This is a genomic window from Streptomyces xinghaiensis S187 (assembly GCF_000220705.2).
Taxonomy (GTDB): domain Bacteria; phylum Actinomycetota; class Actinomycetes; order Streptomycetales; family Streptomycetaceae; genus Streptomyces; species Streptomyces xinghaiensis.
Genome location: NZ_CP023202.1, coordinates 3,901,190 through 3,925,893, shown reverse-complemented (window position 1 = coordinate 3,925,893; position 24,704 = coordinate 3,901,190). Strand labels below are relative to the sequence as shown.

The window sequence follows — 24,704 nt, the reverse complement described above, 5'->3', positions numbered from 1 at the left end:
CGTCCGGGCGGTCTGGGCCGGAGGAGCCGGAGGGGCGGCCAGGGCGGCCGGGGCGGTCCGGGGTGGTCATGACGCTCCGTTGTCGCCGCGGAGGACGTAGCCGACGCCCCGCACGGTGTGGACGAGCCGCGGCTCACCGGCCGCCTCCGTCTTGCGCCGCAGGTACATCACGTACACGTCCAGGGAGTTGGACCCGGGTTCGAAGTCGAACCCCCAGACGGCCTTGAGGATCTGCTCCCGGCTGAGGACCTGCCGGGGGTGCGCGAGGAACATCTCCAGCAGGGTGAACTCCGTGCGCGTCAGTTCGACCCGCCGCCCGCCCCGGGTCACCTCGCGGGTGCCGAGGTCCATCCGGAGGTCGCCGAAGGTGAGGACGTCGGACGGCTCCTCCCCCGCCCCGGCCGTCGCGGCCGCGTACGAGCTGCGGCGCAGCAGGGCCCGTACGCGGGCCAGCAGTTCGTCCAGCTCGAACGGTTTGACGAGGTAGTCGTCGGCGCCCGCGTCCAGACCGGTCACCCGGTCGCCCACGGTGTCCCGGGCCGTCAGCATGAGGATCGGCACCGTGCTGCCCGAGGCGCGGAGGCGGCGGGCGGCGGTGAGGCCGTCCATGCGCGGCATGAGCACGTCGAGCAGCACCAGGTCCGGCTCGTACTCCCCGGCCTTGGTGAGAGCGTCGAGGCCGTCGACGGCGGTCTCCGTGCCGTACCCCTCGAAGGCGAGGCTGCGGCGGAGCGCGTCGCGCACGGCGGGCTCGTCGTCGACGATCAGGATGCGGTGGTCGCCTTCGGCGGGACTCATCGACGCGCTACCTCACGGGGTGTACGGCAGGGGCTGGACGGCACGGGGACGGACGGCACGGGGTGTCCGGCGCCGGGGCGTCCCGGCACCGGCGTGCGCGGCACGGGTCTCAGACTCGCACGGCCGCCGCCCTCCGGCGGGCCGCGCCGGCTACCGCGGCGGCCGTCAGCCGCCGGATCCGGACCTCAGCTCGTCCATGATCTCCCGCACCTCGTTGACCGGGATGGCGAAGCCCAGCCCCACGCTGCCCGCGCCCGCCGAGCTGCCGGCGGCCGCGCTCGGCGCGTACATGGCCGAGTTGATGCCGATGATCCGGCCGTTCATGTCGATCAGCGCCCCGCCGGAGTTGCCCGGGTTGAGCGAGGCGTCCGTCTGCAGCGCCTTGTACGTCGTGGTGTCGGAGCCGACCTCGCCGTTGTACTCGCCGCCGCCGAACTCGAACGGCCACCGCTCGCCCCCGCCGTACGGCCGCTGCTGCCCGCCGTCGTCGCGCCGCACGGTGACGTCGCGGTCCAGGGCCGAGACGATGCCGCTGGTGACCGTGCCGGTGAGCCCCTCCGGGGAGCCGATGGCGACGACCTGGTCGCCGACCTTCACCCCGTCGGAGTCGCCCAGCCGGGCGGCCTGCAGCCCGCTGACGTCCTGAGCCTTCAGCAGCGCCATGTCCAGGTCCGGCTCGGTGCCGACGACCTCGGCGGACGCCGTCTTCCCGTCGCTGAACACCACCTCGACGGAGGAGGCACCGGAGATCACGTGGTTGTTGGTCAGGATCTCGCCGTCGGAGGTCGTGACGACCCCGGAGCCCGTGGACTCCCCGGAGGGGGAGGTGGCGCGGATCTCGACGACGCTCGGCCGGACGGCTTCGGCCACGGAGGCGACGGTGCCGTCCAGGGCCTTGGAGGCGTTGGTCCCGGCGACGGCCGTGGTGGCGGTGTTCCCGCCGCCGTCCGTCAGCTCGCCGGCCACCCATCCCGTGCCGCCGCCGATCACGCCGGCCACGATGGCCACGGCGGCGAAGAGGCCGACGGGCCCGCGGGCACGGCGCCGCCGGTGCCCGGTCCGGGTCACGGGCTCCGGCGGTCCGGCCGGGGCGGCGGAAGCGACCGGAGCGGGCGGCGCGGGCGGCGGAGGCGGAGCCCCCGGGTCTCCGTGACCGCTGCCACTGGCGGACGCGGTGCCGGCGGGCCATACGGTGGCACCGTCCGGGGTGACGAAGGGCGCGTGCGCGGGCCGCTCCGGAACGGGCGCCCCGGAGGGCGTGGACTGCGGCTGCTGCGGGTGGGTGCGGTTCTCATCCATGCCTCCGACGGTGCGGCGCGAAGATGAGAATGCGATGAATACGTCCTGAGAAGCCCGGCAGAAGCGCGTATGCCCGACATAAGGACCCGGGCCGCCGCCCCGCGCCGGAGCCCCGTCCCCGTGGTGCGGCCGGTACTATCCCTCGCAGCCGCAGGAGCGCCGGACGACCAGCCGGGACGGGAACTGCCGCAGCCGCTCCCGCCGCGAGCCCGCGACGCGGAGCCCGTCGTCCAGGACCAGATCGACCGCCGCCCGCGCCATCGCCGGGCGGTCCGAGGCGACCGTCGTCAGCGGCGGGTCGGTGAGCCCGGCTTCCTTCACGTCGTCGAAGCCCGCGACGGCCAGTTCGCCCGGCACGTCGATCCGCAGCTCGCGGGCGGCCCGCAGCACGCCGATCGCCTGGTCGTCGACGGCGCAGATGATGGCGGGCGGCCGGTCCGGGCCGGCCAGCAGCTCCAGGGCCACCTTGTAGGCGTCGTAGCGGTTGTACGGGGCCTGGAAGAGCCGGCCCTCGGTGGAGCGGCCGGCCTCGGCCATGGCCCGCCGCCAGCCCTCGACGTGGTCGGTGACCGGGTCGCCGACCACCGGCGTCGTCTCGACCCCGCCGAGGCAGGCGACGTACGGATGGCCGTGCTCCAGCAGGTGCCGGGTGGCGAGCTGCGCGCCGCCCACGTCGTCGGTGACCACGGCCACGTCGTCGATGGCGTCCGGCCGGCGGTGCAGCAGCACCACCCGGGCGTCCCAGGCGTCGATCTCGGTGGCAGCGTGCTCGCTGGGGCCCTGGCTGATGAGGATCAGCCCGGAGACCCGCATCCCGAGGAAGGCGCGGAGGTAGTGCACCTCGCGCTCGTCCAGGTAGTCGGAGTTGCCGACCAGGACCATCTTTCCGCGCTCGGCGGCCGCCTGTTCCACCGCGTGTGCCATCTCCGCGAAGAACGGCTGCCGGGCGTCGGGCACGATGAGCCCTATGAGGTCGGTACGGCGGCTGGCCATCGCCTGGGCGACGCGGTCCGGCCGGTAGCCGAGCTCCTTGATGGCGGCGAGAACCCGCTCGCGCGTGGCCGGGGCGACCGGCCTCGGTCCGTTGTTGATGACGTAGCTGACCACCGCGGTCGAGGTCCCCGCCAGTCTTGCCACATCGTCACGCGTCACCTTGGCCACGCGCGGCAGTCTACGCGGGCCACCTCAAGCCTTGGCCGCCCCGGCGGAACGCGGGCCCGCGGCCTCGGCGGCGCCCGCGCCGGCGGACCCCCCGGCCTGTGTGCCCTGCCCCGCGCCCTTCTTGGCCTCCGCCTTCGCCTTGGCCTCCTCCGCGGCCCGTTCGACCTTCTCCGGGACGACGAAGCGGTAGCCGACGTTCCGGACGGTGCCGATCAGCGACTCGTGCTCCGGGCCGAGCTTGGCGCGCAGCCGCCGTACGTGCACGTCCACGGTGCGGGTGCCGCCGAAGTAGTCGTAGCCCCAGACCTCCTGCAGGAGCTGCGCGCGGGTGAAGACCCGCCCCGGGTGCTGGGCGAGGTACTTCAGCAGCTCGAACTCCTTGAAGGTGAGGTCGAGCACCCGGCCCTTGAGCTTGGCGCTGTACGTCGCCTCGTCGACGGAGAGGTCGCCGTTGCGGATCTCCATCGGGCTGTCGTCGCCGGTGAGCTGCTGGCGGCCGGTGGCCAGCCGCAGCCGGGCCTCCACCTCGGCGGGGCCTGCGGTGTCGAGCAGGACGTCGTCCACGCCCCACTCGGCCGTGACGGCGGCGAGCCCGCCCTCCGTGACCACGAGGATCAGCGGGCAGCCGGGGCCGGTGGAGCGGAGAAGCTGGCAGAGGGAGCGGACCTGGGGAAGATCGCGCCGCCCGTCGACGAGGATCACGTCGGCGCCCGGGGTGTCCACCAGGGCGGGTCCCTCGGCGGGGGCGACACGGACGTGGTGCAGCAGCAGGCCGAGGGCGGGGAGCACCTCCGCGGACGGCTGGAGCGCGTTGGTCAGCAGCAGGAGAGAACTCATCGCCGGCCCCCTTCGAGCGGGGTGGACATCGGTGTCGTCGCTGTCGTCGCTGTTGTCGCTGTCGTCGTGGCCCGGTCGGCCTCGGTGGCCGGAACGGCCGGGGTGTCGGTGGCCGGAACGGCCTGGATATGGTGCCCGGCCGAGCGGGCTTTCCGGTTCCGCGATGTGCGCTTGCCCATGACGTCGGTTCCTCCTCGGTCCCTGCGAGGACGTGAGCGGCACTGCTCTGTACTGCTACGTATGCTCCGTACTGCTGAGTACTGCTCCGTACTGCCGGATGCTCGTATCGCACCGTGCCGCTCGCCGCGGCAACGCTCCGTACGCCCCGCCTCCCGCCTCCTCCCGGGCACGGACCTGGGGAGCTCCGTGCCGGACGTGCCCGAATGCACGAAAGGACCCGGGGGCGTCGCTGCCCGGATCCTCATGCACAGCAGAATAGCCCACATGGCGGCGGAACCGGAGGCCCAGTTCGTACGGATCGGTGTTTCCCCGATCACCTCGCGTGGCGGGCGGGGCCCTGTTCAGGGGCTTCGCCGGGCCACGCTGCTGACCGACGACGGGGTACCGATCGAGGCCGCGTACCGGCCCGCACGGCGGTCCGCGCACGGGCCGCACGGCAGCGCGGGCGGATCCGGGAGCGGGGCCGGGGGAGGGTACGGGCCCGCTTCCGGGGACGGCGACGGGGCCGCGGACCCGCCCGGGCAGCGGCCCGCGGACGGACCGGTGATCGTCGTCGCGCACGGCTTCACCGGCTCCCTCGACCGCCCCGCCGTCCGGCGGGTGGCGGAGGTCCTCGCCGGGCACGCGGCCGTGGTCACCTTCTCCTTCCGGGGGCACGGCCGCTCCGGCGGACGCACCACCGTGGGGGACCGCGAGGTGCTGGACCTCGCCGCCGCGGTGCGCTGGGCCCGCTCGCTCGGCCACCGCCGGGTGGCGACGGTCGGCTTCTCGATGGGCGGCTCGGTCGTCATCCGGCACGCCGCGCTGTACGGGCCGAACGCACCGGCGGACGGACCGGTGCCGGGCCTGCCGGGTCGGCCCGATTCCCCCGCTTCCCCCGGTCCGCCGGGAGCCGCGGGCACGGAGCACGACCGGCGCACGGAGCACGACCGGCGCACGGAGGCGCGCACGGATGCGGTCGTCGCCGTGAGCGCCCCCGCGCGCTGGTACTACCGGGGCACCGCGCCCATGCGCCGGGTCCACTGGGTGGTGACCCGCCCCGCCGGCCGCCTCGTCGGCCGCTACGGGCTGCGCACCCGGATCGACACCCGGGACTGGGACCCGGTGCCGCTGTCCCCCGTCGGTTCCGTGCCGCTCATCGCGCCGGTGCCGCTGCTCGTCGTGCACGGGGACCGCGACGCGTACTTCCCGGTGGACCACCCGTACTCCCTGCTGGCGGCGGCCCCCTCCCCGGAGGCGGTGGAACTCTGGCTCGAACGCGGCATGGGCCACGCGGAGAACGCGGTCGCGCCTCCCCTGCTGCACCGCATCGCCGACTGGCTCGACGGCCGCTGACCGGCCGGAACCCGGGCTCCGCGCCCCGGCGGCGGGACGGGAGCCGGGCGCCGGGGCGGCTGAGCGCGGAGGGCGGGGCGTCCGCCCGAGGGGTGCGCCGGGCCTCCACCGGGGCTCCCTCGCTTAGATTTGACGGGCGGCACCGGGCCGGGCGCCGCCCGCGAGACAGCGACAGGACAGAGGGGGCCGTCATGGCCGCAGCAGGGACGATCCGCTACTGGGCGGCGGCCAAGTCCGCCGCGGGCACCGCCGAGGAGCCGTACGAGGCGGCCACCCTCGCGGAGGCCCTGGAGGCGGCACGGCAACGGCACAGCACGCGGCCGGAGTTCGCACGGGTACTGCTCAGCTGCTCGTTCCTGGTGGACGGCGACCCGGTTGGCCTCCGCGGCCACGACACGGTCACACTGACCACGGGCGGCACGGTCGAGGTGCTCCCCCCGTTCGCAGGAGGGTGAACACCACAGCATGACCGACCAGCCCCAGAGGCCGTACGACCCGTATGACCCGTACGACCCGTACGCGGCCCGCGGTCCGCGCCCCTCCCCGGACCACCGCCCCGCGCCCGGACCGTACGGCGGCCCCGGCGCGCAGGGCACCCCGCCGTCCCCGTACGACCCGGAGGCGCGGCCCCCCGGCCACGTCCGGGGCCACGGAGCACACCCCGGCCCGGGCCACGAGCCCGGCCCGGGCCGGGCGGAGGGGCAGGGGCAGGCCCCCGGCCGGCAGGGCTGGAGCGGGCCGGGCCCGCTGCCGCCCGAGCAGCCCGCCCCGTACGGAACCACCCCCGCCGCCGGCGGCTACGGCCCTCCGGGCGACGGGTACGGCACCGCCCCGGGCGGATACGGCCCTCCCGCGCACGAGTACGGCGCCACTGCGGGCGGGTACGGCTCCGCCGCGGGCGGGTACGGCGGCCCGTACACATCCGGCCCCCACAGCGCCGACCCGTACAGCACCGACCCGTACAGCACAGGCCCCTACGGCACCGCCCCGTACGCCCCCGGGCCGGACACCGGCGCCGGCCCCGGGTCCCGGCAGGGCCCCGGCCCCACTGCCCCCGCCGCCCCCGCCGCGCCGCATCCCGGGCAGCCGCCCGCCGGCCGTCCCGAGCCGGCGCTCACGCCCGCGCAGCGCGCCCGCGCCGAGGGCCGGTCGCCGATCATCGCGCCCGGCCTGCGGCCCGCCCTGATCACCGCCGCGCTCGCCGCGCTGATCGCGCTGGCCGCGTCCGTCGCCCGGCCGGCCCTGGCCGTCCCCGTCGTCCTGCTGCAGGCCGTCACGGCGGCGGGCTGGTACCGCCTGAACGGCATGTGGCCGGCCCGCCAGGGCATCGCCCTCGCGTTCGCGGGCGGTCTGACCGCCGACGCGGCGCTGCTGGCCACGGACCGCGGTGACGCCGCGACCGTGGCCCTCGGCACGCTCGGTGTCTGGTTCCTCCTCGTCCTCGTGCTCCAGCTCCGCAACCACAGCTCGCCGGACGAGCGGCTGTACGCGCTGACCGCCGGGGTGGCGTCCAGCGCGCTCGCCGTTCTCGCGGGCGGCTATCTCGCCGCGGCCGCGTACTCCGGTGACGCCGTCGTCATCGGGGCGGCGGCGGTGGCCGCCGCGGCGGTCGTCCGCGCGCTGCCGCTGCCCTCTCCGCTGCGGCCCGCCGCCGCGCTGGCCGCGGCCGCAGCGGCGGGCTTCGGCGCGGGCCAGTGGGCGGGCGACGGGACGGCCGGTGCGCTGCTCGGCGCCGTCGCCGGTCTCTGCGCGCTGATCGGGCTGCGGGTGGCGAGTTACGACTATCCGTCCCGGTTCGTGCACCTGACCGCCGGGGTCGCGCTGCCGCTCGCCGCGGCGGCTCCCGCCGTGTATGTGCTGAGCCGGACGCTCGGTTGACCGTCCCGCCCCTCGCGTTAGGCTCGCGGAACGGGTGGATCTCTCTCTGGGGTGGAAACGGATGCGCGCACTGCGAATACTGCTGATTCTCACGGTGGTTCTCGGCGGGCTCTTCGTGGCCGCCGACCGGCTCGCGGTCAATCTCGCCGAGTCGGAGGCCGCCTCGAAGATCAAGAGCAGCCAGGGCCTCACCGGGGAACCCCAGGTGTCGATCGAGGGGTTCCCCTTCCTGACGCAGGTCGTGGGCAAGGAGCTCGACGAGGTCGAGGTCACCATGGACGGCCTCACGGCTGAGGCGAACGGCCAGTCGGTGCGGCTCACCACCATGACCGCACACCTGCGCGACGTGGCCCTGGAGAACAACTTCTCCTCCGCCACGGCCGCCACCGCCTCCGGCGCCGCGTCGATCGAGTACGCGGACCTCTCCAAGCTGGCCGAGGAGGGCATCACCATCGGCTACGGCGGCAAGGACGACGCCGGCAAGCCGCAGGTGAAGGTCTCGGCCAGCCTCGAACTGCCCACCGGGCAGTCCTTCGAGCGCAGCGTGGTGAGCACGGTCTCCGTCACCGGCGGAGACACCATCGAGCTGCGCGCCGAGGAGATCGCGACCGACGGGCTGCCCGGGGTGGAGCAGCTGGTGCGCAGCCGGATCGACATGGAGCGGAAGATCTCCGGCCTGCCGCGGGGCCTGGAGCTGGAGTCCGTCGAGCCGACCGAGCAGGGCATCGACATCACGTTCAAGGGCAGCCAGGTGGCGCTCGCGGGCTGAGGCCCGCCGCGGCCATCACCCCGCCCCAGAGATCCGGACCGGCCGCAGTCGCACGCACGTTCACCGACCGTCCCGAAAGTCGAGACGGCGGTGTCCGCGCCCCGGAAAGCCCCGCCCCACCCGGCCGCGCCGCACTTCAACGGACCTCTCCCGGGGCGTCGCGTCCCACATCACGGACTTTTCCATCTCGCTATATGACACGCCGGTGACACGACCGGCCACGGATCCCTACGATCGGGCCCATGAAGCGACAGGCGGATCTCACGAAGCGGCGGGCAGTCGACCTGTGCCGTGTCGCCGCCATGCTGTGTCGCTCTCTCTGAGCGGGTGACCACTCCCGTTTCCCCGGCCTCGCAGGCCCTCCCCGCCCCTTGAGGCGCAGGACCGCGTGCCGTCCGGCCGCCGGCCGCCCCGCGTGAGCGCCGGTCCCGCACCTCCGCACCCCGCGAACGAGCGAACCAGCGCCACCCGGATTCCCACAGCCGCCCCGGAGCTCCCCTGCTCCGGGCCGCGTACCACCCCGAACCGCCCCGAACTGCCCCGGAGGAGAAGACACATGAGCCGCAACGACGTTCTGGTGGACGCCGATTGGGTCGAGGCCCACCTCGACGACCCCGAGGTCGTCATCGTCGAGGTCGACGAGGACACCTCGGCGTACGAGAAGAACCACATCCGGAACGCCATTCGGATCGACTGGCAGAAGGACCTCCAGGACCCGGTCCGCCGCGACTTCGTCGACCAGGCCGGCTTCGAGAAGCTGCTCTCCGCCAAGGGCATCGCCAACGACCACACCGTCGTCCTCTACGGCGGCAACAACAACTGGTTCGCGTCCTACGCCTACTGGTACTTCAAGCTCTACGGCCACCAGGACGTCCGCCTGCTCGACGGCGGACGCAAGAAGTGGGAGCTGGACTCCCGCGACCTGGTCACCGCGGTCCCGGAGCGTCCCGCCACCGAGTACAAGGCCAAGCCGCAGGACAGCTCGATCCGCGCCTTCCGCGACGACGTCGTCGCCGCGATCGGCGCCAAGAACCTGGTCGACGTCCGCTCCCCCGACGAGTTCAGCGGCAAGCTGCTCGCCCCGGCGCACCTGCCGCAGGAGCAGTCGCAGCGCCCCGGCCACGTGCCGAGCGCCCGGAACATCCCGTGGTCGAAGAACGCCAACGACGACGGCACCTTCAAGTCGGACGAGGAGCTGAAGGCCCTCTACGAGGCGGAGGACGTGGACCTCTCCCAGGACACCATCGCCTACTGCCGCATCGGTGAGCGCTCCGCCCTCACCTGGTTCGTGCTGCACGAGCTGCTGGGCCAGGAGAACGTCAAGAACTACGACGGCTCCTGGACCGAGTACGGCTCGCTCGTCGGCGTGCCGATCGAGCTCGGCCCCGCCAAGTAACCATCGGGCCCCGCCCGTTCGGCACCCGAGGGTGCCGTACCCCATCGACCGGAGGAACAGCACATGTGTGGAGCACAGCCCGGCGGCCCGGACGCCTCGGCCGTCAAGCCCGGTGAGACGACGATCCAGGGCCAGGTGACCCGCGACGGCGAGCCGGTGACCGGCTACGTACGGCTCCTGGACAGCACCGGCGAGTTCACCGCCGAGGTCCCCACCTCGGCCACCGGACAGTTCCGCTTCTACGCGGCCGAGGGCACGTGGACGCTGCGCGCCCTCGTCCCCGGCGGCACGGCCGACCGCAAGGTCGTCGCCCAGAAGGGCGGCCTCGCCGAGGTCTCCATCGCCGTCTGACGGCGGCACGGGCCGGCACCGACCGGCACGGCATGACACGGTGCGGCTCGCAGCAGGGCCGCCACGGAGGGCCGCTCCCCGCTCACCCCGGGGCGCGGCCCTCCATGCCGTGTACCGCGAACACCCCCGCGCGCCCCGGGACTCCGCCCCGGACGGGAGCCGTACGGCCCTTCCGGTCGTACGCTGGAGAGATGTACGCGCGACGCCGGCGCAGCTACTTCATCCTCATGGGCGCGTGCCTGACCCTCTTCGTCACGGCCTGGGCCGTGGTGCGCCTGTGGTCGGTGGCGGCCGCGATCGCCATGTGCGTGGTCGCCGCGGCCATCCCGCCCGTCGCCGCGATCGTCGCCAACCGGCGCGGCCCCGAGGACCGCTGGTGGGACGAGTCCGGTGACCCGGAGTCGGACCGCTGGTGGCGGGAGCTGGACCGCCACGGCCGCGGCTGACGCCCACGGCCCGGTGAGCGTCCGGGCGGTCTCCGGCCGTCTCCGGCCGTCAGTAGACGAGCGCCTGAGTGTCGTCCGCCATGGCCTCGCTGACGAACACCTGTGCGCCCGCGATCCGCACGCCCTCCAGGGTGTCCTTCTCCTCGATGCCGCGGCGGACCGCGCACTGGGTGCACAGCGTGACCCGGCCGCCCGCGAGCAGCGCGTCGAGCAGGTCCGGCAGCGGAGCGGCGTGCGGCAGTTCGAACTCGGCCGCCTTCCCCGGCAGCGCGAACCAGGCCGACTCCCCGGTCAGCCAGAGGGAGACCTCCACCCCGCTGGCCACGGCGACCGCGGCCACCGTGAACGCCTGCGAGCACCGCTCGGGCGCGTCCGCCCCGGCCGTCACCTTGATCACGAGCTTCTTCGCCATGCGTTCACTCTAGGACCCCGCCCCGTACAACCGTTTGCCGCGGTCGCTTGTCAGGGCCCGTACAACGATCAAGAGGGGTGGACCCTCGGACCGGGTCCGTGCGCGCTGCTCCACCCCCGTATGCGAGGGGCTCGTGCCACCTATTCCACCCACCGGACCACCCACCGGACCGTCCGCCGGTCCCCCCACGGAACCCCCGGCCGCGCCGGCCGCCCCGGCCGCGCCACCGGCGGAGCGGGAGGGTTCACCCGCGGAGCCGCTGCCGGAGACCGCCGCCCCCGCCCACTCCCCCCGGCCGCCCCGGCCACGGGGCCGTACCGCGGCACTGATCGCCGGAGCGGCGGCGCTCGGCGTGCTCACCGGCGTCGTCATCGGCTACACCGTCCAGTACGACCGGCCGCCGACCCCGCTCCCGCCGCTCTCCCAGGCCGTCCGGAGCGCACCGGAACCGCAGTCCGCCGCGGCCGGCGGCAAGGACGGCCCCGAGCCGCTGTCGGCACGCGAGGACCGGATCGTGCGCACCGGCGGCGACCTGCGCAAGCTGCTGCTGAAGAAGCCGAAGGGCGCGCAGATCCCCTCCGGCGCACCGGACGGGGACTGGATGCCGCCGGCCCGCTACGCGGAAGGCTACGAGCACCCCGCGGGCATGTTCGAAGGGCTCACCCAGGACACCTTCCGCCGCGCCGCGGCCATCGACTGGGAACGGAGCGACGGTGCCTTCGTCTCCATCCGGCTCATCCAGTTCCGGGACACCCAGAACGCGTACTCCGCGGACTTCCTCGAAGGCCAGCAGGCGTACATGAGCGACGACAAGTTCGCCGGCAACGACGGCGACCCGATTCCGGGGACGGGTTCGGGCCGCGTCTACGTCTACGACCGGCCGCACGCCGAGGCCGGCTACCTGCCGATGTACACGGCACGGGCCCTCGCCCGCCGCGGCGACATCGTGATGGAGATCTTCGTCAACAGCCCGAAGGCCGTCAGCCGCGGCACGATCATGTCCCTCGCCGAGCGGCAACTGGAGCGACTGTGAACGACGCCGTGACCCCGCCCGGCCCCATGCCCCCCGCCGCGGAACCGGTACCGGCCGCGGCCCCGCCGCCCGCCGGCGCCCCGTCTTCCACCCCTCCGGGCCGCTCGCGCCGCCCGGGCCGCCGGGCCCTCACCACCGGCCTGGCCGTCCTCCTGTGCCTCGGCGCGGTGGGGAGCGGCACGGTCTACGCCGTGCAGAAGCTCGACGCGGCCGACCGGACCGCGCCCACCGTGGTGTGGGCCGACCCCGACGAGCCCGACGAGCCCGAGCAGGACGGAGCGGAGGGGAAGGCCGAGAAGAGCGAGTCCGGCACCGGCAAGACCGGCAAGCCCGGCGACGCCCCGGCCCTCGCCGGCCGGCTGCTGCCGATGCCGCCGGACCACGCCCCGGGGCCCGACATCGGTGAGTTCGGCAACGACTACGTCCTCACCGGCCAGGACGCCCGCGCGGTGATCAAGGAGAGCGGGCGCGACCTCCCCGCGAAGCAGCGGCGCGAGCGTGAGCGGGCGCTGGAGAAACTGCGCATCGAGGGTCTGGCCGGGCGCACGTACCACTCCGAGGAGCACGGCACCGTCGCCGAGATCCAGATCATGCGGATGAAGAACCGCGCGGGCGCCCGCGAGCTGAATAGGTCCTATGCACAGCTGTACGAACTGCTGGGCATCTTCCGCGACGGGCCGCGGGTCAAGGGCCACAAGAACGCGACCTGCCTCCTGGCCCCCAAGCCCGAGAAGAACGGCCTGACCGGCATGAACTGCATGGCTCAGGTGGACGACCTCCTGGTGACCCTGATCGTCAGCGGTGCCGAGCCGCTCCCGGCGAAGGACATGGCCGGGCTGATGAAGGACCAGCTCGACCACATCACCGCCCCCGGGGAGTACGTGTGACCGAGACACAACGGACCGAGACACAACGGGCCGAGACCCGCGGGACCGAGACGGAGGAGACCGGGACACCCGGCTCCGAGGCCGCCCGGCAGCCGGAGGGCACCACCCCGCCCGGGCCCCCGGAGACCGCACCCGCTCCCCGGCCGCAGCCCCAGCCCCAGCCGCACCCGCAGACGGAGCCGCTTCTGCTTCCGGAAGCAGAAGCGGCGGAACTGGTTCCGGTTCCGGAGCCCGGCCCGGGCCCGGAGCGGGAACCCGGCTCCGCACCCGGTCCCGTCCCGCGGGCAGCGGCCGCCGCCGCCCCGGCTCCCCGCCCCGAGCGCCGCGCCCTCCGCGCCGTTCTGCGCTGGACGGCCGCCGCCCTCGTCTTCGCCGGCCTCGCCGGAGGCGTCGGCTACGGCCTGGCCCAGGCCGAGCGCACCGAGCTGCCCGGACTGGCCACCGAGCACGACGGCCGCTGGGACTTCGGGACGGTGGAACGGCCGGCCCTGCCCGCCGGCGTCCCCGGCCCGTACGACGAGGACAACGCCGCCGCGGTGCACCACGCCGATCCGCGGGACCTCCTCCTCCCGCTCCCCGCCGGGGCGAAGCCGGACCGGACGCTGCCCGCCGAGGACGGCTGGCTGCCGGTGGAGGACTTCCTCCGGCAGTACGACGAGGACTACCGGCAGGCGGTCCGCGAGGAGCTCACCGACAACTCCTGCCGTCACATCGCCGCCCGCGGCTGGACCATGCCGGACGGCACCCGGACCCGGATCCACCTGCTGCAGTTCAATACGGAGGGTCTCGCCGACACCGTCCACAGCCAGGTGTTCGCGTCCTCCGGTCTCTTCGCGGGGGCCGACCTGGCGGGCGCACCGCAGTCCGCTCTCAACAGCGACTGGTCGTCGAGCATCCGCGAGGGGGAGAGCAGCCAGTACGTCTACGACGAGAGCGAGCCCTACGGCAAGCGCCAGGTCCGGCACGCGTACATCACCGCGGGCGACACCATCGCCCTGGTGGTCCAGTCGAGCCCCGGGGAGACCCCGGAGGTGCCGTTCCAGCAGACGGTGGTCCTCCAGACCCGGCTGCTCGGCTGAGCGGCTGCTCCGCCTACCGGCTGAGCGGGCGAGCGGGCGAGGCGGCTGAGCGGCCGCGTCCCCCGCCCGCCCGGCGGAGGTGCCCGGTCCCGGGGCGGTGGACCTCACACCGCCGCCCCGGACCGCGCCGACTAGACTCGGGGGAGGTCCGTCGTTCCCCCGTTCCGAGAGGCGCGCTCCCGTGCTTGAGGCATTCTTCACCGTACTGCTGGCCCTGGTCGTCGTCGGCGTGCTCGCGTTCGCCGGTCTGACCTGGAAGAAGCTGTACCAGGGTCAGCGCTGACCGACCTCTTTCGCACCCCACAGATCGCCAGGGCCTGAACTCATGATCGAAATCCCGTCCGACCTGCACCCCGACCTCGTCCCCCTCGCCTTCCTCCTCGGCGACTGGGAGGGCGCGGGCGTCCACGACTTCCCGGGCGCGGAGAAGTGCAACTTCGGCCAGGAGGTGACCTTCGCCCACGACGGCCGGGACTTCCTGGAGTACACCTCGCACACCTGGGAGCTCGACGCGGAGGGGAAGAAGGTCCGCCCGCTGGAGTCCGAGAAGGGCTTCTGGCGGATCGACAAGGAGCGCAAGGTCGAGGTCGTCATGGTCCGGCAGGACGGTGTCGTCGAGGTCTGGTACGGCGAACTGGCGGACCAGAAGCCGCAGATCGACCTGGCCACCGACGCCGTGGCCCGCACCGCCGCCTCCGGCCCGTACTCGGGCGGCAAGCGGCTCTACGGCTACGTCAAGAGCGATCTGATGTGGGTGGGCGAGAAGGCCACCCCGGAGGTCGAGCTGCGCCCGTACATGTCGGCGCATCTGAAGAAGGTCGTCGACCCGAGCACCTGGGCGAAGGACCTCGGGGACCTCCCGGACGACGGCATCGCCTTCTTCAAGTAGCCCGCCCGGCGCTCCGGCCCGGCCGTCCGGAGCGGGCCGCTGCCGCCCCTGGCGTCACGCCCCGGGAGGAGCGGCGTCCGGGTCCAGGAGCAGGACCCAGACCTCCTTGCCGGTCGGTGTCCGCTCGGAGCCCCAGCGGTCGGCGGTGCGGCTCAGCAGGAACAGGCCGCGCCCGCGCTCCGCGTGCCAGTCCGGCTCCTCCTCCGCGACGGGCAGGGCGGGCGAGCGGTCGCTGACGGAGATCCGCACCCCCTCGGGCAGCGCCTGCAGCGTCAGGCCGCACTCGTGCGAGCTGACATGCCGGTGGACGTTGGCCAGCAGTTCGGTGACGCACATGGCGGCGGAGTCGACCAGGCCGTCGTAGCCCCAGAGCCGCAGCTGCGCCCCGACGGACCTGCGGGCCAGCGCGAAGCGCTGCGGCACCGCGACCAGCCTCGTCCGGTACGTCCGCAGCTCCGCGCCATCCGTCACGTCCAGTGACGACGCCTGCCTCATGGGGCCCACCTCCCGGGCCGGGTAGACCCCCCGGCCAGACCTACAGCTCTACGGAACGGATGCGCTCAGTGACGGCTGAGCACGGCCGGTGGGGGAAGGTCGGCACAGACCGAAAGACAAAGCATCCGTAACCCTCCAGATGTTCGACTCCCGGGTCAACCCCCCGGGAAGGCACGGTTCCGGATGCCCCGGTGAACGGCCGGGCCGGACGTGCCGCCCCGGGGCCGCGCGGGCACCCGTCCGCGCTGTCCTCCGTGCGTCCCGCGCTCCGTCCCCCGCCCCCGTTCCGCGCCTCCGTTCCGCCGTGCGCCGCCCCCGTCCCCGCCGGGCTCCTACACTGGCCGTGTGGTGACCACCGACTGGCAGAGCGATCTACGGAAGCGCGGCTACCGGCTGACCCCGCAGCGCCAGCTCGTGCTGGAGGCCGTGGACAAGCTGGAGCACGCGACCCCGGACGAGATCCTCACCGAGGTGCGCCGCACCGCCGGGGGCGTCAACATCTCCACCGTCTACCGCACGCTGGAGCTCCTGGAGGAGCTGGGCCTGGTCAGCCACGCGCACCTGGGGCACGGTGCGCCGACGTACCACCTCGCCGACCGGCACCACCATCTGCACCTGGTCTGCCGGGACTGCTCGGAGGTGATCGAGGCCGATCTCTCCGTCGCGGACGCCTTCACGGCGCGGCTGCGGGAAACCTTCGGCTTCGAGACCGATATGAAGCACTTCGCCATCTTCGGCCGGTGCGCGGCCTGTTCGGCGGGGACGCCCGGCGCGGACGGGGACACGGACGGGGACGCGGCCGCCGGCACGGCCGGGCCCGCCGCCGTCACCACCGCCCCCGACGCCCCCGGCGGGACCACCGCGCGGGTCTCCCGCCACCGCGGGGCGGACGGTCCGGAGGCCGGGCCGTAGGCTGGTCCCATGGAGCAGCCACACCACCGAGCCAGCCCTCTGCTGTCGCTGCCCGGCGCCGTCGCCGCCGAGGCCCCCGACGAGGGGGTCGCCGCGCACTACGGCGATCTGTTCCGGGAGCAGCGCGCGCTCGCCGACGGCACCGGCTTCGTCGACCTGTCGCACCGCGGAGTCGTCACGGTCACCGGTGACGACCGGCTGAGCTGGCTGCATCTGCTGCTCACCCAGCACGTCAGCGAGCTCCCGCCGGGCCGGGCCACCGAGGCCCTGATCCTCTCGGCCCACGGCCACATCGAACACGCGCTCCACCTCGTGGACGACGGCGCGACCACCTGGGCCCATGTGGAGCCCGGTACCGAGGGCGCGCTGATCGCCTATCTGGAGAGCATGAAGTTCTTCTACCGGGTGGAGGTCGCCGACGCGACGGACGACTACGCGGTCGTCCACCTCCCGGCCGGCTCGATCGCCGAGAGCCCCGGGGGCGTCGTCGTCCGGGAGACCCCGTACGGCCGCGACCTCTTCCTGCCGCGCGCCGGCCTGGAGGAGTTCGCCCGGTCCCACGGCCCGGCCGCGGGCATGCTCGCGCTGGAGGCGCTGCGCGTCGAGGCGCACCGGCCGCGCTTCGGGATGGAGACCGACCACCGCACCATCCCGCACGAGCTGGGGTGGCTGGACACGGCGGTGCACCTGCAGAAGGGCTGCTACCGCGGCCAGGAGACGGTGGCCCGCGTCCACAACCTGGGGCGCCCGCCGCGCCGGCTGGTCTTCCTGCACCTGGACGGCAGCGAGGTGAAGCTGCCGGGGCACGGCGCCCCGGTGCGGCTGGCGTCGGACGGCCCGGACGGGCGGCAGCTCGGTTTCGTCACCACCTCCGCCCGCCACCACGAGCTCGGGCCGATCGCCCTCGCCCTGATCAAGCGGAACGTCCCGGTGGACGCCACTCTTCTGGCCGACGGCACGGCCGCCGCCCAGGAGGTCGTGGTCGAGCCGTAGAGCGGCCCGGGACGGGGCCGGGGCGGTTCCGGTCCGGGGCCGGACGGCGCAGCGGATCCGTGTGCGGCGTGAAAGCGTCCCGGATCAATGGGATATTTGCCGTATACGGCCGCAGACCGATAGCCGGGCGTCTCAGCGGAGGCAGGCCGAGCCGCCGGGCATGTCCTCCGGGGATGGCGATGACAGGTTCCGACAGCGCGGTGCCCGCGGCCCCGGCCCTGGACCTGCTCGACAAGGCGCCGGTCGCGGTGGCCCTCTTCATGGGCCCGCGCCTGCTGCTCGCGTACACCAACGCCGAGTACAAGGAGCTCTACGGGGACCGGCCGCTGGGCGTACCGGCCCGGGAGGCGCTGCGCGACCTGGAGCAGGCGGTCGCCTTCGACTGGGCGGAGCGGGTCCTGGAGACCGGCGAGGCCTTCCGCGTCACCTCGGACACCCCGGTCCGGCTCAGGGACAAGTACGGCGAGGTGCGGGACCGGTACTTCACCATCAGCATGTCCCGGGCCGCCCCGCGGGACGGCGGCGGCCCGGAGGAGCAGGGCGTCCTCTTCGTCGCTCTGGAGATCACCGCGGAGGTCACCGCGCGGGAGCAGATCCGGACGCTCGCCGAGACCCGCCGCCGGGCCCTCCAGCGCTACGAGAGCCTGGTCACGGCCGGCACCCAGTTGGTGTGGGTGGCCGATCCGGCGGGGCTGGTCACCGAGAGCAGCCCGGCCTGGCAGGAGGCCACCGGCCTGAGCGCGCCGGAACTGCGCGGAAAGGGCTGGCTGAACAGCGCCCATCGGGAGGACCGGCAGGAGCTGGCCGGGGCCTGGGAACGGGCGGTCCAGGAGGTCCCGCAGCTGTTCCGCCACACCTGCCGGCTGCGGCACGCGGACGGCTCGTACCGCCACTCGGAACTGCGCGCGGTGCCCGTCCGGGAGAGCGGCAGGGTCGTGGAGTGGGTGGGCGCCTGCGCCGACATCGAGGACCGCTGGCAGGTGGACCGCCGGAAGGATCTGCTGGCCCGGGTCTCCTCGGCGGTCACCGAGTCCACCCGCGTGGAGGAGGCCCTGGCCTCGCTGGGGGAGGCGATCGTCCCCGAACTGGCCGACGGGTGCGGCATCTACCTGTTCGCCGAGCCCACCGAGCCCTTCACCGACGAGCCGTTCCTCGTCAACCGGGTCGCCGTCTCCGTCCGCGACGGGCTGGTGACGGAGGAGATGGCCCCGGTCCCGCCGCGCCAGGAGCGGGTGGCCCGCGGCTCGGCCTTCGACCTGGCGGTCCGCGAACGGCGGCCGGTCCACCGGCATCCGCGACCCGGCGCCGCCGAGCCCGATGACGTACCGCCCGGCACGCTCACCTGGGCCAACGCGGTGGGCGTCCACGACATCGTGATGGTCCCGATCACGGTCGGCGACGTCGTGGTGTCCGTCCTCACGGCCTATGCCTGCGGTGACCGGCCGCCGCTCGGCCCGACCGAGCTGACGCTGATCCGGGATCTCATCGACCAGTCGAAACCCTCGCTCGGCCACATCCTCGAATACCGCCGGACCCAGCGGATCGCCCTGGCCCTGCAGCAGAGCCTGCTCACCGAGCCGCCCCGGCTGGACGACCTGGAGATCGTCGCCCGCTACGACCCGAGCGCGATGGCCGACGAGGTCGGCGGCGACTGGTACGACTCGTTCGTCCTGCCCGACGGCGCCGTCACGCTGATCATCGGCGATGTCGCCGGCCACGACCTCGCGGCGGCCGTCACCATGGGCAAGATGCGCAACATGCTGCGCGGCCTGGTCGTGGACCGGCAGGAGCCGCCGGGGGACATCCTGCGCCGACTGGACCTCGGCACCCAAATCCTCAACCCGGAGGAGACGACGACGACGTGCGTGCTGGCCCGGGTCGAGCACGCGCCCGGCGGGCGGCGGCAGCTGCACTACAGCGTCGCCGGGCATCCTCCGCCGCTCCTGGTCGGGCCCGACGGCACCGCGCGCTTCCTCGACCAGGGCCAGGACGTGCTGCTCGGCGGGCTGGCCCCCGACCTGGTGCGCAACAGCTCCGTCGAACCGCTGCCGCCGGGCTGCACCGTCTTCCTCTACACCGACGGCCTCATCGAACGTCCGGGGCAGGACATCGACGACGGACTGGCGTGGCTGCGCAGGAAGGCCGCCGGGCTCGCGACCGTGCCGCTGGCCGACTTCTGCCGGGAGCTGATCGAGGGGGTCGCGGAGCAGAGCAACGACGACATCGCCGTGGTCGCCGTGCGGGTGCCGGACGACGACGGCACGGTCCCCGGCGCGGTCCCGGGCGCGGCGCCCGGCGGCGGGTGACGGCGGCCGCCCGGCCGGTTCCGGAGCCACCGCGCACCGCGCGGGCCGGGCGGCCGGCCGCCCGCGCTCAGACTTCGAGCAGCACGGTGAACGGACCGTCGTTCGTGAGCGAGACCTTCATGTCCGCGCCGAACCGCCCGGTCTCCACCCGCGCGCCCAGCGACCGCAGTCGCGCCACCACCTCGTCCACCAGCGGCTCGGCGAGCTCCCCGGGGGCGGCCGCGTTCCAGGTCGGCCGGCGGCCCTTGCGCGCGTCACCGTAGAGAGTGAACTGGGAGATCACCATCAGCGGGGCGCCGAGGTCGGAACAGGACTTCTCCGACCCGGGGCCCGCCGCGCCGCCTTCCCCGCCGCCGTCACCGTCGGCATCGCCGTCGCCGTCGAAGAGACGTACGGTCCACAGCTTCCGCGCCAGCCGCTCCGCCTTCTCCTTGGTGTCGTCGTGCGTGACCCCGACCAGCACGCACAGACCGCGCCCCCGGATCTCGCCGACCGTCTCGCCGTCCACGACGACGCTCGCACCGCTCACTCTCTGTACCACCGCACGCATACGGACCATCATGCACTGCGGCCAACCGGGTTCGATCGGGTGCGCTGGCCATGCACGTGCAGCACCCACAGTGGCACGATGCAGACACACGGTACGTCTCCCGCCGATACGGGGCCGTACCGAACGGAGGGGACACAGATGAGCACAACCAGCGCCGGCCAGACACCCGGGCACGGACCGGCCGGCCCGCCGGATCCCGGCGCCCGCTCCGCGGCCGTCACCGCGGCCGCCACCGCAGCACCTCGCTTCGATCCGTCTCGTACCGAGGATGGGCCCATGCTCCACCAGGCCGACGCCCTTCAGCCGCGCCCGCCGCTCCAGCGCACGGCGTCACCCCCCGGGTCCGCCCTGCACGAGCTCGGCCTGCTGACCCTGCCCGAGCTGCGCTCGCTGCGGCAGCATGCCCGGCGCGAGGAGGCCGACCTCAGCTATGTGCGCCGGCTGCTCCAGGGCCGCATCGACATCCTCCGCGCCGAGCTGGCCCGTCGCGCGACACCCGACTCGGGGGACGCGAACCGGCTCGACCTGCGGCGGCTGTCGCGGATCCTGGCGGACGAGCCGTCGCCGGTCCGCTCCTCGGCCCGCCATGTGACGCTCAGCACCCCGCACTGCGAGGAGTACCGGCGACTCGCGGAGGACATGCTGTCCGAGATCGGCCTCTCCGATCTCCACGCCCGTACGGACACCGAACTGCGCTCCGGCATCGGCCGGTTGGTGCGCTGCGAGCAGCAGGTGTCGGTCCGGCGGCGGGTGACGCAGCGGACGGCCGACGACTGCAGCGCCGAAATCGCCCGCCGCTACCGGGAGGGCGAGGCGCAGGTGGACGATCTGCTCGCCTGAGCGGCCGCCGCGGGGCGGATCCCCGCGTTCACCGGGAGAGACGCCGCATGCCCCCCACGGACACCCGCCGCCCCCCGTCCGCGGCCGCCCCGGCCTCCGCGGAGCCCGCCACCGCGGGCGCCGCCGCCGAGCCCGGGCCGCCCGCCCCGCCGGTGCTCGCGGAGGTGGTCCGGTCCGGCTTCACGGAGAGCCGTCACCGCGGCTCCCTGGTGCTGCTGGCGGCCGACGGCAGCGAGCTGCTGGCGCTCGGCGAGGTGACCGCGCCCGTCTACCCCCGCTCCGCCGCCAAGCCGATGCAGGCGGCGGCGATGCTCCGGGCGGGCGCCCGGCTCTCCGGGGAGCGGCTGGCCCTGGCCGCGGGCAGCCACTCCGGCGAGCCGTTCCACCTCGAACTGGTGGCCGCCATGCTCGCCGACGCCGGACTGTCCGAGGCCGATCTGTGCACCCCGCCCGCGCTGCCGCTCGACCCGGCCGAGGCCGAGACGCTGCTGGCCTCCGGCGGCCGCCCGAGCCGGATGGCGATGGACTGCTCCGGCAAGCACGCCGGGATGCTCACCGCCTGCGTCACCGCGGGCTGGCCCACGGACGGCTATCTCTCCCCCGACCACCCGCTGCAGCGGCTCGTGCGCGACGAGATCGAGACCGCGACCGGCGAACACGTGGCGCACACCGGCACCGACGGCTGCGGTGCCCCGCTGATGGCCGTCTCGCTCACCGGCCTGGCCCGCGCCTACCGCCGTTACGCCCTCGCCGGGCCGGGCTCACCCGAGCGGCTGGTGGCGGACGCGATGCGCGCCCACCCCGAGTACGTGGCGGGCACCCGCCGGCACGACACCTGGCTGATGCGGGAGGTGCCGGGCGCCCTGGCCAAGGTGGGCGCCGAGGCGGTGCAGGCCGTCGCGCTGCCCGACGGCCGCGCGCTGGCCCTCAAGGTGGAGGACGGCGGCGGGCGGGCCGTCGGCCCGGTGCTGCGGCGCGCCCTGCGGCTGCTCGGCGTGGACGGCTCGCTCCCGGAGCGGCTGGGTGACGCCCCGGTGCTGGGCGGCGGGCTCCGGGTGGGAGAAATTCGCGCGAGCTTCTGAGGGGGCGGCGGCTAGCGTGACCGCATGAGCCCAGAGGTCCGTACGATCACCGAAGCCGAACTCCCGGACTGGATCCGCACCCTGCACACCGGATTCCTCCGGCCGCCGGAGACGTCCGAGCGGGAGATCGAGGGCCGCCGGAGCTCCTGGGACATGAGCCGGGTGCGCGGCGCCTTCGACGGCGGACGCTGCGTGGGCACCCTCCGCAGCTTCGCGCAGGAGCTGACGGTGCCCGGCGGCGCCACGGTGGCGGCCGACGCGATCAGCAACGCCACCGTCGCCGCCACGCACCGGCGGCGCGGGCTGCTCAGCCGGATGATCGCCGGGGATCTGGCGGAGGCCCGGGAGCGCGGCGACGCCGTCGCCACGCTGATCGCCGCCGAGTACCCGATCTACGGCCGCTACGGCTTCGGCACCGCCACCTGGACCACCGAGTGGCGGATCGACGTCCCCCGGGCCGGTCTGGACCCGCGGTGGTCCGGCCCGGAGTGCGGCGGCCGGATCGACTTCACGGACGGCGCGGGCATACGGAAGCTGGGCCCGGAGCTGCACGAGCGGCTCCGGGCCCGCCGACCGGGCTTCGTCAGCCGTGGCGAGCACGTCTGGCGGCTGGCCACGGGCGATCTGCACTACCCGTCCCTCGGCCCGTGGACCGAGCCGTTCCACGCCGTGTACCGCTCACCGGAGGGCGAGGCGGAGGGGCTGCTCACGTACACGGCGACCGACGTGTGGGAGGCCAAGCAACCGCAGGACAGGGCGACGGTCCGGGAACTGCTCGCCCTCACCCCCGCCGCCGAGCGGGCCCTGTGGCACTTCCTGTGCTCGGTGGACTGGGTGATGGGCGTCGACTCCGGGCTCCGCGCGCCCGACGACCTGCTGCCCCTGCTCCTGCCCGACCCGCGCGCCGCCCGCGTCACCACGCACGCGGACCTGCTGTGGATCCGGCTGCTGGACATCCCGCGCGCCCTGGAGGCCCGCACCTACGCGGACTCCGGGGCGCTCGTCCTCGACGTGCGCGACGAGACGCCGGTCGCGGCGGAGACCGGACTCACCGGCGGGCGCTTCCGGCTGGACGCCACTCCGCACGGCGCGTCCTGCGCCCCGACCACGGCGGAGCCGGACCTGGCCCTCTCCGTCGCGGACCTCGCCACGCTCTACCTCGGCGACGAGTCGGCGGTGCGGCTGACGGCCCTGGGCCGGGCGGAGGAGACGCGGGAGGGCGCCGCGGCCCTGGCGGACCGCCTGCTGCGCACCTCCCGCAGGCCCTGGTGCCCGGACATCTTCTAGACCGCCCGGCGGGGCCGCGTGCCCCGGCCGCTCACCGGATGAACGGGTCGCTCACCGGGTGAGCAGCAGGGCCAGCATCACGGCCCCGACACAGCTGCAGGTGACGTTGCGGGCCTTGACCCCGATGGACAGCAGCAGCATGCCGACCACCCCGACCGCGCCGAAGCGCGACTCGACGAGCTGTTCGAAACAGACCACGACGACGGCGACGAATAACGCGAATGCAGGCATGAGAGCCTCCCCCGTTGGATGACGCAGACCTTCGCGCCCCCTCCCCGCACCGCGCACGGTACGGGCTATGGCGCTGGATACATGACCAACTCCGCCTTACCTCGTTGTAGTTGCAAAGTTGGCAACCAATTCATAGATGTTGTCCCCAAGTTAGAACATCAATAACACTACTTGCCGCCAACTCCCGCACATCGACACCAAGTTGTACGGTGGCCTCGTGAAACCCGAGAGCCCGGCGACGGCGGCCAAGAAGCGGTCCCATCTGCAGATCGCCGACGAGCTGCGCCAGCAGATCCACTCGGGCGCCCTGGCCCCCGGGGAGCGGATGCCGACCCAGGCCGAGCTGGCGGACCGCTTCGACGTCCCCCGCGGCACGATCCGGCAGGCGCTGCGCATCCTCCAGGACGAGGCCCTGCTCACCGACACGGGGAAGGGCAGCCCCGCCAGGGTCGCGGACCCCCGTTCCGCCCGCGACGTGCCCGAAGGGCTCGAACGGGGCGTCGTCGCCCTCGCGCCCCGCGTGGCCGCCGCCTTCACCGCCCCCCGGGTCCGTATCGACGCCCTCTGCCTCACCGCCGAGACGCTCACCCTGGCCGTCGCCGAGTCCATCCACCTCGTCCACGCGGGCACCGCGCGGCCGGAGCGGATCGAACTGCGCCTGCTGATGCCCGGCCGCAACATCAACCTCGCCTTCCCCACCGCCACGGAGGGCACGGACGACGACCGGGTGCACCAGCGCTGGCTGCGGCAGCGCAACGCCCAGGGGATGGCCCTCACCACGTTCCTCGGCTCGCTCCGCAAGCCGCCCTACTCCGTGGACGTCTCGGTGCGCTTCCGGGCGCTCCCCTTCACCCCGTCGGTGAAGCTCTATCTGCTCAACGGCGAGGAGGCGCTGTTCGGCTACTACCTCGTCAGGCGGCGGGAGGCGGAGATCGAGAACGAGTCCGTGGAGCTGATCGACACCCTGGGGATGCAGTCGATGCTCTTCCCCTTCCTCACCGGGGCCGAGAACCGCCGGAACCGGGTCTTCGTGGAGCAGTCGCAGCTCTGGTTCGACTCCCTCTGGGAGACGGTCTCCTCGGAGCTGGAGCTCGGCGCCGGCTTCTCGGACATCTGAGACGAGCCCATGACGCGGATGCCGTTCTCTCCCGCCGGTGCGACCGGTGCGACGGGTGTGACCCCTGCGCCGGGTGTGACCCGTGCGGCGGGCGCCGCCCGCCGTACCGATATGCCCCGTTCCGCCCGCCTTGCCGATGAT

Annotated in this window: 27 protein-coding genes; 19 read left to right on the top strand and 8 right to left on the bottom strand. The window is 74.0% G+C overall.

The window, feature by feature from the left end; genetic code table 11:
- Nucleotides 1-66: 66 nt before the first annotated feature.
- From SXIN_RS16925 to SXIN_RS16910, 4 genes are all read right to left on the bottom strand, one after another.
- Complete coding sequence (locus SXIN_RS16925) at nucleotides 67-798, bottom strand: response regulator transcription factor (RefSeq protein ID WP_019706157.1); 732 nt, start codon at nucleotides 796-798, stop codon at nucleotides 67-69.
- 165 nt (nucleotides 799-963) lie between these two features.
- Nucleotides 964-2,097, bottom strand: coding sequence for a S1C family serine protease (locus tag SXIN_RS16920; RefSeq protein WP_095757173.1), 1,134 nt, complete (start codon nucleotides 2,095-2,097; stop codon nucleotides 964-966).
- Nucleotides 2,098-2,232: 135 nt separating this feature from the next.
- On the bottom strand, nucleotides 2,233-3,258 hold the full coding sequence (locus SXIN_RS16915; RefSeq protein WP_039817960.1) for a LacI family DNA-binding transcriptional regulator: 1,026 nt from the start codon (nucleotides 3,256-3,258) through the stop codon (nucleotides 2,233-2,235).
- A 24-nt stretch (nucleotides 3,259-3,282) separates the two neighbouring features.
- Entirely contained in the window at nucleotides 3,283-4,095 is an 813-nt protein-coding gene (locus tag SXIN_RS16910) for a response regulator transcription factor (RefSeq protein WP_238153783.1), read from the bottom strand.
- A gap of 444 nt (nucleotides 4,096-4,539) precedes the next feature.
- Between SXIN_RS16910 and SXIN_RS16905 the strand changes: the two genes are divergently transcribed.
- The 8 genes from SXIN_RS16905 (at nucleotide 4,540) to SXIN_RS16875 (ending at nucleotide 10,450) form a co-directional block, all read left to right on the top strand.
- Nucleotides 4,540-5,610 (top strand): alpha/beta hydrolase, encoded by a 1,071-nt coding sequence (locus SXIN_RS16905; protein WP_420341053.1) that lies wholly within the window; start codon nucleotides 4,540-4,542, stop codon nucleotides 5,608-5,610.
- A 191-nt stretch (nucleotides 5,611-5,801) separates the two neighbouring features.
- Nucleotides 5,802-6,065, top strand: a complete 264-nt coding sequence (locus SXIN_RS16900; RefSeq protein WP_019706788.1) for a MoaD/ThiS family protein — start codon at nucleotides 5,802-5,804, stop codon at nucleotides 6,063-6,065.
- Between the two features lie 10 nt (nucleotides 6,066-6,075).
- On the top strand, nucleotides 6,076-7,488 hold the full coding sequence (locus SXIN_RS16895; protein ID WP_095757172.1) for a hypothetical protein: 1,413 nt from the start codon (nucleotides 6,076-6,078) through the stop codon (nucleotides 7,486-7,488).
- Between the two features lie 61 nt (nucleotides 7,489-7,549).
- Nucleotides 7,550-8,257 carry an LmeA family phospholipid-binding protein gene (locus SXIN_RS16890; protein WP_019707086.1) on the top strand — a complete coding sequence of 236 codons (708 nt, stop codon included), beginning with the start codon at nucleotides 7,550-7,552 and terminating at the stop codon, nucleotides 8,255-8,257.
- 242 nt (nucleotides 8,258-8,499) lie between these two features.
- Nucleotides 8,500-8,580: a putative leader peptide gene (locus SXIN_RS33050; protein WP_362475060.1), complete on the top strand. Its 81-nt coding sequence runs from the start codon at nucleotides 8,500-8,502 to the stop codon at nucleotides 8,578-8,580.
- Nucleotides 8,581-8,813: 233 nt separating this feature from the next.
- Entirely contained in the window at nucleotides 8,814-9,653 is an 840-nt protein-coding gene (locus tag SXIN_RS16885) for a sulfurtransferase (protein ID WP_019707087.1), read from the top strand.
- Nucleotides 9,654-9,716: 63 nt separating this feature from the next.
- A complete protein-coding gene (locus SXIN_RS16880) occupies nucleotides 9,717-10,004 on the top strand; it encodes a DUF1416 domain-containing protein (RefSeq protein WP_019707088.1) in 288 nt (95 codons plus the stop codon).
- 191 nt (nucleotides 10,005-10,195) lie between these two features.
- On the top strand, nucleotides 10,196-10,450 hold the full coding sequence (locus tag SXIN_RS16875; protein ID WP_019707089.1) for a DUF3099 domain-containing protein: 255 nt from the start codon (nucleotides 10,196-10,198) through the stop codon (nucleotides 10,448-10,450).
- Nucleotides 10,451-10,499: 49 nt separating this feature from the next.
- Here SXIN_RS16875 and SXIN_RS16870 read toward each other — a convergent pair whose 3' ends face one another.
- Entirely contained in the window at nucleotides 10,500-10,862 is a 363-nt protein-coding gene (locus SXIN_RS16870) for a DsrE family protein (protein WP_019707090.1), read from the bottom strand.
- A gap of 352 nt (nucleotides 10,863-11,214) precedes the next feature.
- On the opposite strand from SXIN_RS16870, the gene SXIN_RS16865 reads away from it, so the two are divergent.
- The 4 genes from SXIN_RS16865 (at nucleotide 11,215) to SXIN_RS16850 (ending at nucleotide 14,750) form a co-directional block, all read left to right on the top strand.
- Nucleotides 11,215-11,895, top strand: a complete 681-nt coding sequence (locus SXIN_RS16865) for a hypothetical protein (protein ID WP_238153782.1) — start codon at nucleotides 11,215-11,217, stop codon at nucleotides 11,893-11,895.
- The gene (locus tag SXIN_RS16860; RefSeq protein ID WP_095757171.1) at nucleotides 11,892-12,782 is read left to right on the top strand and encodes a hypothetical protein; all 891 of its coding nucleotides are present in this window, start codon (nucleotides 11,892-11,894) and stop codon (nucleotides 12,780-12,782) included. Before SXIN_RS16865 ends, SXIN_RS16860 begins: the two co-directional genes overlap by 4 nt.
- A complete protein-coding gene (locus tag SXIN_RS16855) occupies nucleotides 12,779-13,861 on the top strand; it encodes a hypothetical protein (protein ID WP_095757170.1) in 1,083 nt (360 codons plus the stop codon). The genes SXIN_RS16860 and SXIN_RS16855 overlap by 4 nt, the downstream gene beginning before the upstream one ends.
- Nucleotides 13,862-14,186: 325 nt before the next feature.
- A complete protein-coding gene (locus SXIN_RS16850; protein WP_019707093.1) occupies nucleotides 14,187-14,750 on the top strand; it encodes a heme-binding beta-barrel domain-containing protein in 564 nt (187 codons plus the stop codon).
- A gap of 54 nt (nucleotides 14,751-14,804) precedes the next feature.
- Here the strand turns inward: SXIN_RS16850 and SXIN_RS16845 are convergent, their stop codons facing one another.
- A complete protein-coding gene (locus SXIN_RS16845) occupies nucleotides 14,805-15,245 on the bottom strand; it encodes an ATP-binding protein (RefSeq protein ID WP_019707094.1) in 441 nt (146 codons plus the stop codon).
- Nucleotides 15,246-15,590: 345 nt separating this feature from the next.
- Between SXIN_RS16845 and SXIN_RS16840 the strand changes: the two genes are divergently transcribed.
- From SXIN_RS16840 to SXIN_RS16830, 3 genes are all read left to right on the top strand, one after another.
- The gene (locus tag SXIN_RS16840; protein WP_238153781.1) at nucleotides 15,591-16,157 is read left to right on the top strand and encodes a Fur family transcriptional regulator; all 567 of its coding nucleotides are present in this window, start codon (nucleotides 15,591-15,593) and stop codon (nucleotides 16,155-16,157) included.
- A gap of 9 nt (nucleotides 16,158-16,166) precedes the next feature.
- Nucleotides 16,167-17,150, top strand: coding sequence for a CAF17-like 4Fe-4S cluster assembly/insertion protein YgfZ (gene ygfZ, locus SXIN_RS16835; RefSeq protein WP_019707096.1), 984 nt, complete (start codon nucleotides 16,167-16,169; stop codon nucleotides 17,148-17,150).
- Nucleotides 17,151-17,329: 179 nt separating this feature from the next.
- Nucleotides 17,330-19,456 (top strand): SpoIIE family protein phosphatase, encoded by a 2,127-nt coding sequence (locus SXIN_RS16830; RefSeq protein ID WP_095758072.1) that lies wholly within the window; start codon nucleotides 17,330-17,332, stop codon nucleotides 19,454-19,456.
- Between the two features lie 67 nt (nucleotides 19,457-19,523).
- On the opposite strand, the gene dtd is transcribed toward SXIN_RS16830, so the two are convergent.
- Nucleotides 19,524-20,006, bottom strand: coding sequence for a D-aminoacyl-tRNA deacylase (dtd, locus tag SXIN_RS16825; protein ID WP_039820172.1), 483 nt, complete (start codon nucleotides 20,004-20,006; stop codon nucleotides 19,524-19,526).
- Between the two features lie 138 nt (nucleotides 20,007-20,144).
- On the opposite strand from dtd, the gene SXIN_RS16820 reads away from it, so the two are divergent.
- The 3 genes from SXIN_RS16820 to SXIN_RS16810 are packed head-to-tail and all read left to right on the top strand — an operon-like array spanning nucleotide 20,145 to nucleotide 23,215.
- A complete protein-coding gene (locus SXIN_RS16820) occupies nucleotides 20,145-20,846 on the top strand; it encodes an RsiG family protein (protein WP_192883597.1) in 702 nt (233 codons plus the stop codon).
- Nucleotides 20,847-20,893: 47 nt separating this feature from the next.
- On the top strand, nucleotides 20,894-21,928 hold the full coding sequence (locus SXIN_RS16815) for an asparaginase (protein WP_095757169.1): 1,035 nt from the start codon (nucleotides 20,894-20,896) through the stop codon (nucleotides 21,926-21,928).
- 24 nt (nucleotides 21,929-21,952) lie between these two features.
- Nucleotides 21,953-23,215 (top strand): GNAT family N-acetyltransferase, encoded by a 1,263-nt coding sequence (locus SXIN_RS16810; RefSeq protein ID WP_019707100.1) that lies wholly within the window; start codon nucleotides 21,953-21,955, stop codon nucleotides 23,213-23,215.
- 51 nt (nucleotides 23,216-23,266) lie between these two features.
- Here SXIN_RS16810 and SXIN_RS16805 read toward each other — a convergent pair whose 3' ends face one another.
- Nucleotides 23,267-23,446, bottom strand: coding sequence for a hypothetical protein (locus tag SXIN_RS16805; protein ID WP_019707101.1), 180 nt, complete (start codon nucleotides 23,444-23,446; stop codon nucleotides 23,267-23,269).
- Nucleotides 23,447-23,663: 217 nt separating this feature from the next.
- Here SXIN_RS16805 and SXIN_RS16800 point away from each other — a divergent pair, with 217 nt between their 5' ends.
- On the top strand, nucleotides 23,664-24,563 hold the full coding sequence (locus tag SXIN_RS16800; protein ID WP_019707102.1) for a GntR family transcriptional regulator: 900 nt from the start codon (nucleotides 23,664-23,666) through the stop codon (nucleotides 24,561-24,563).
- Nucleotides 24,564-24,704 lie beyond the last annotated feature (141 nt).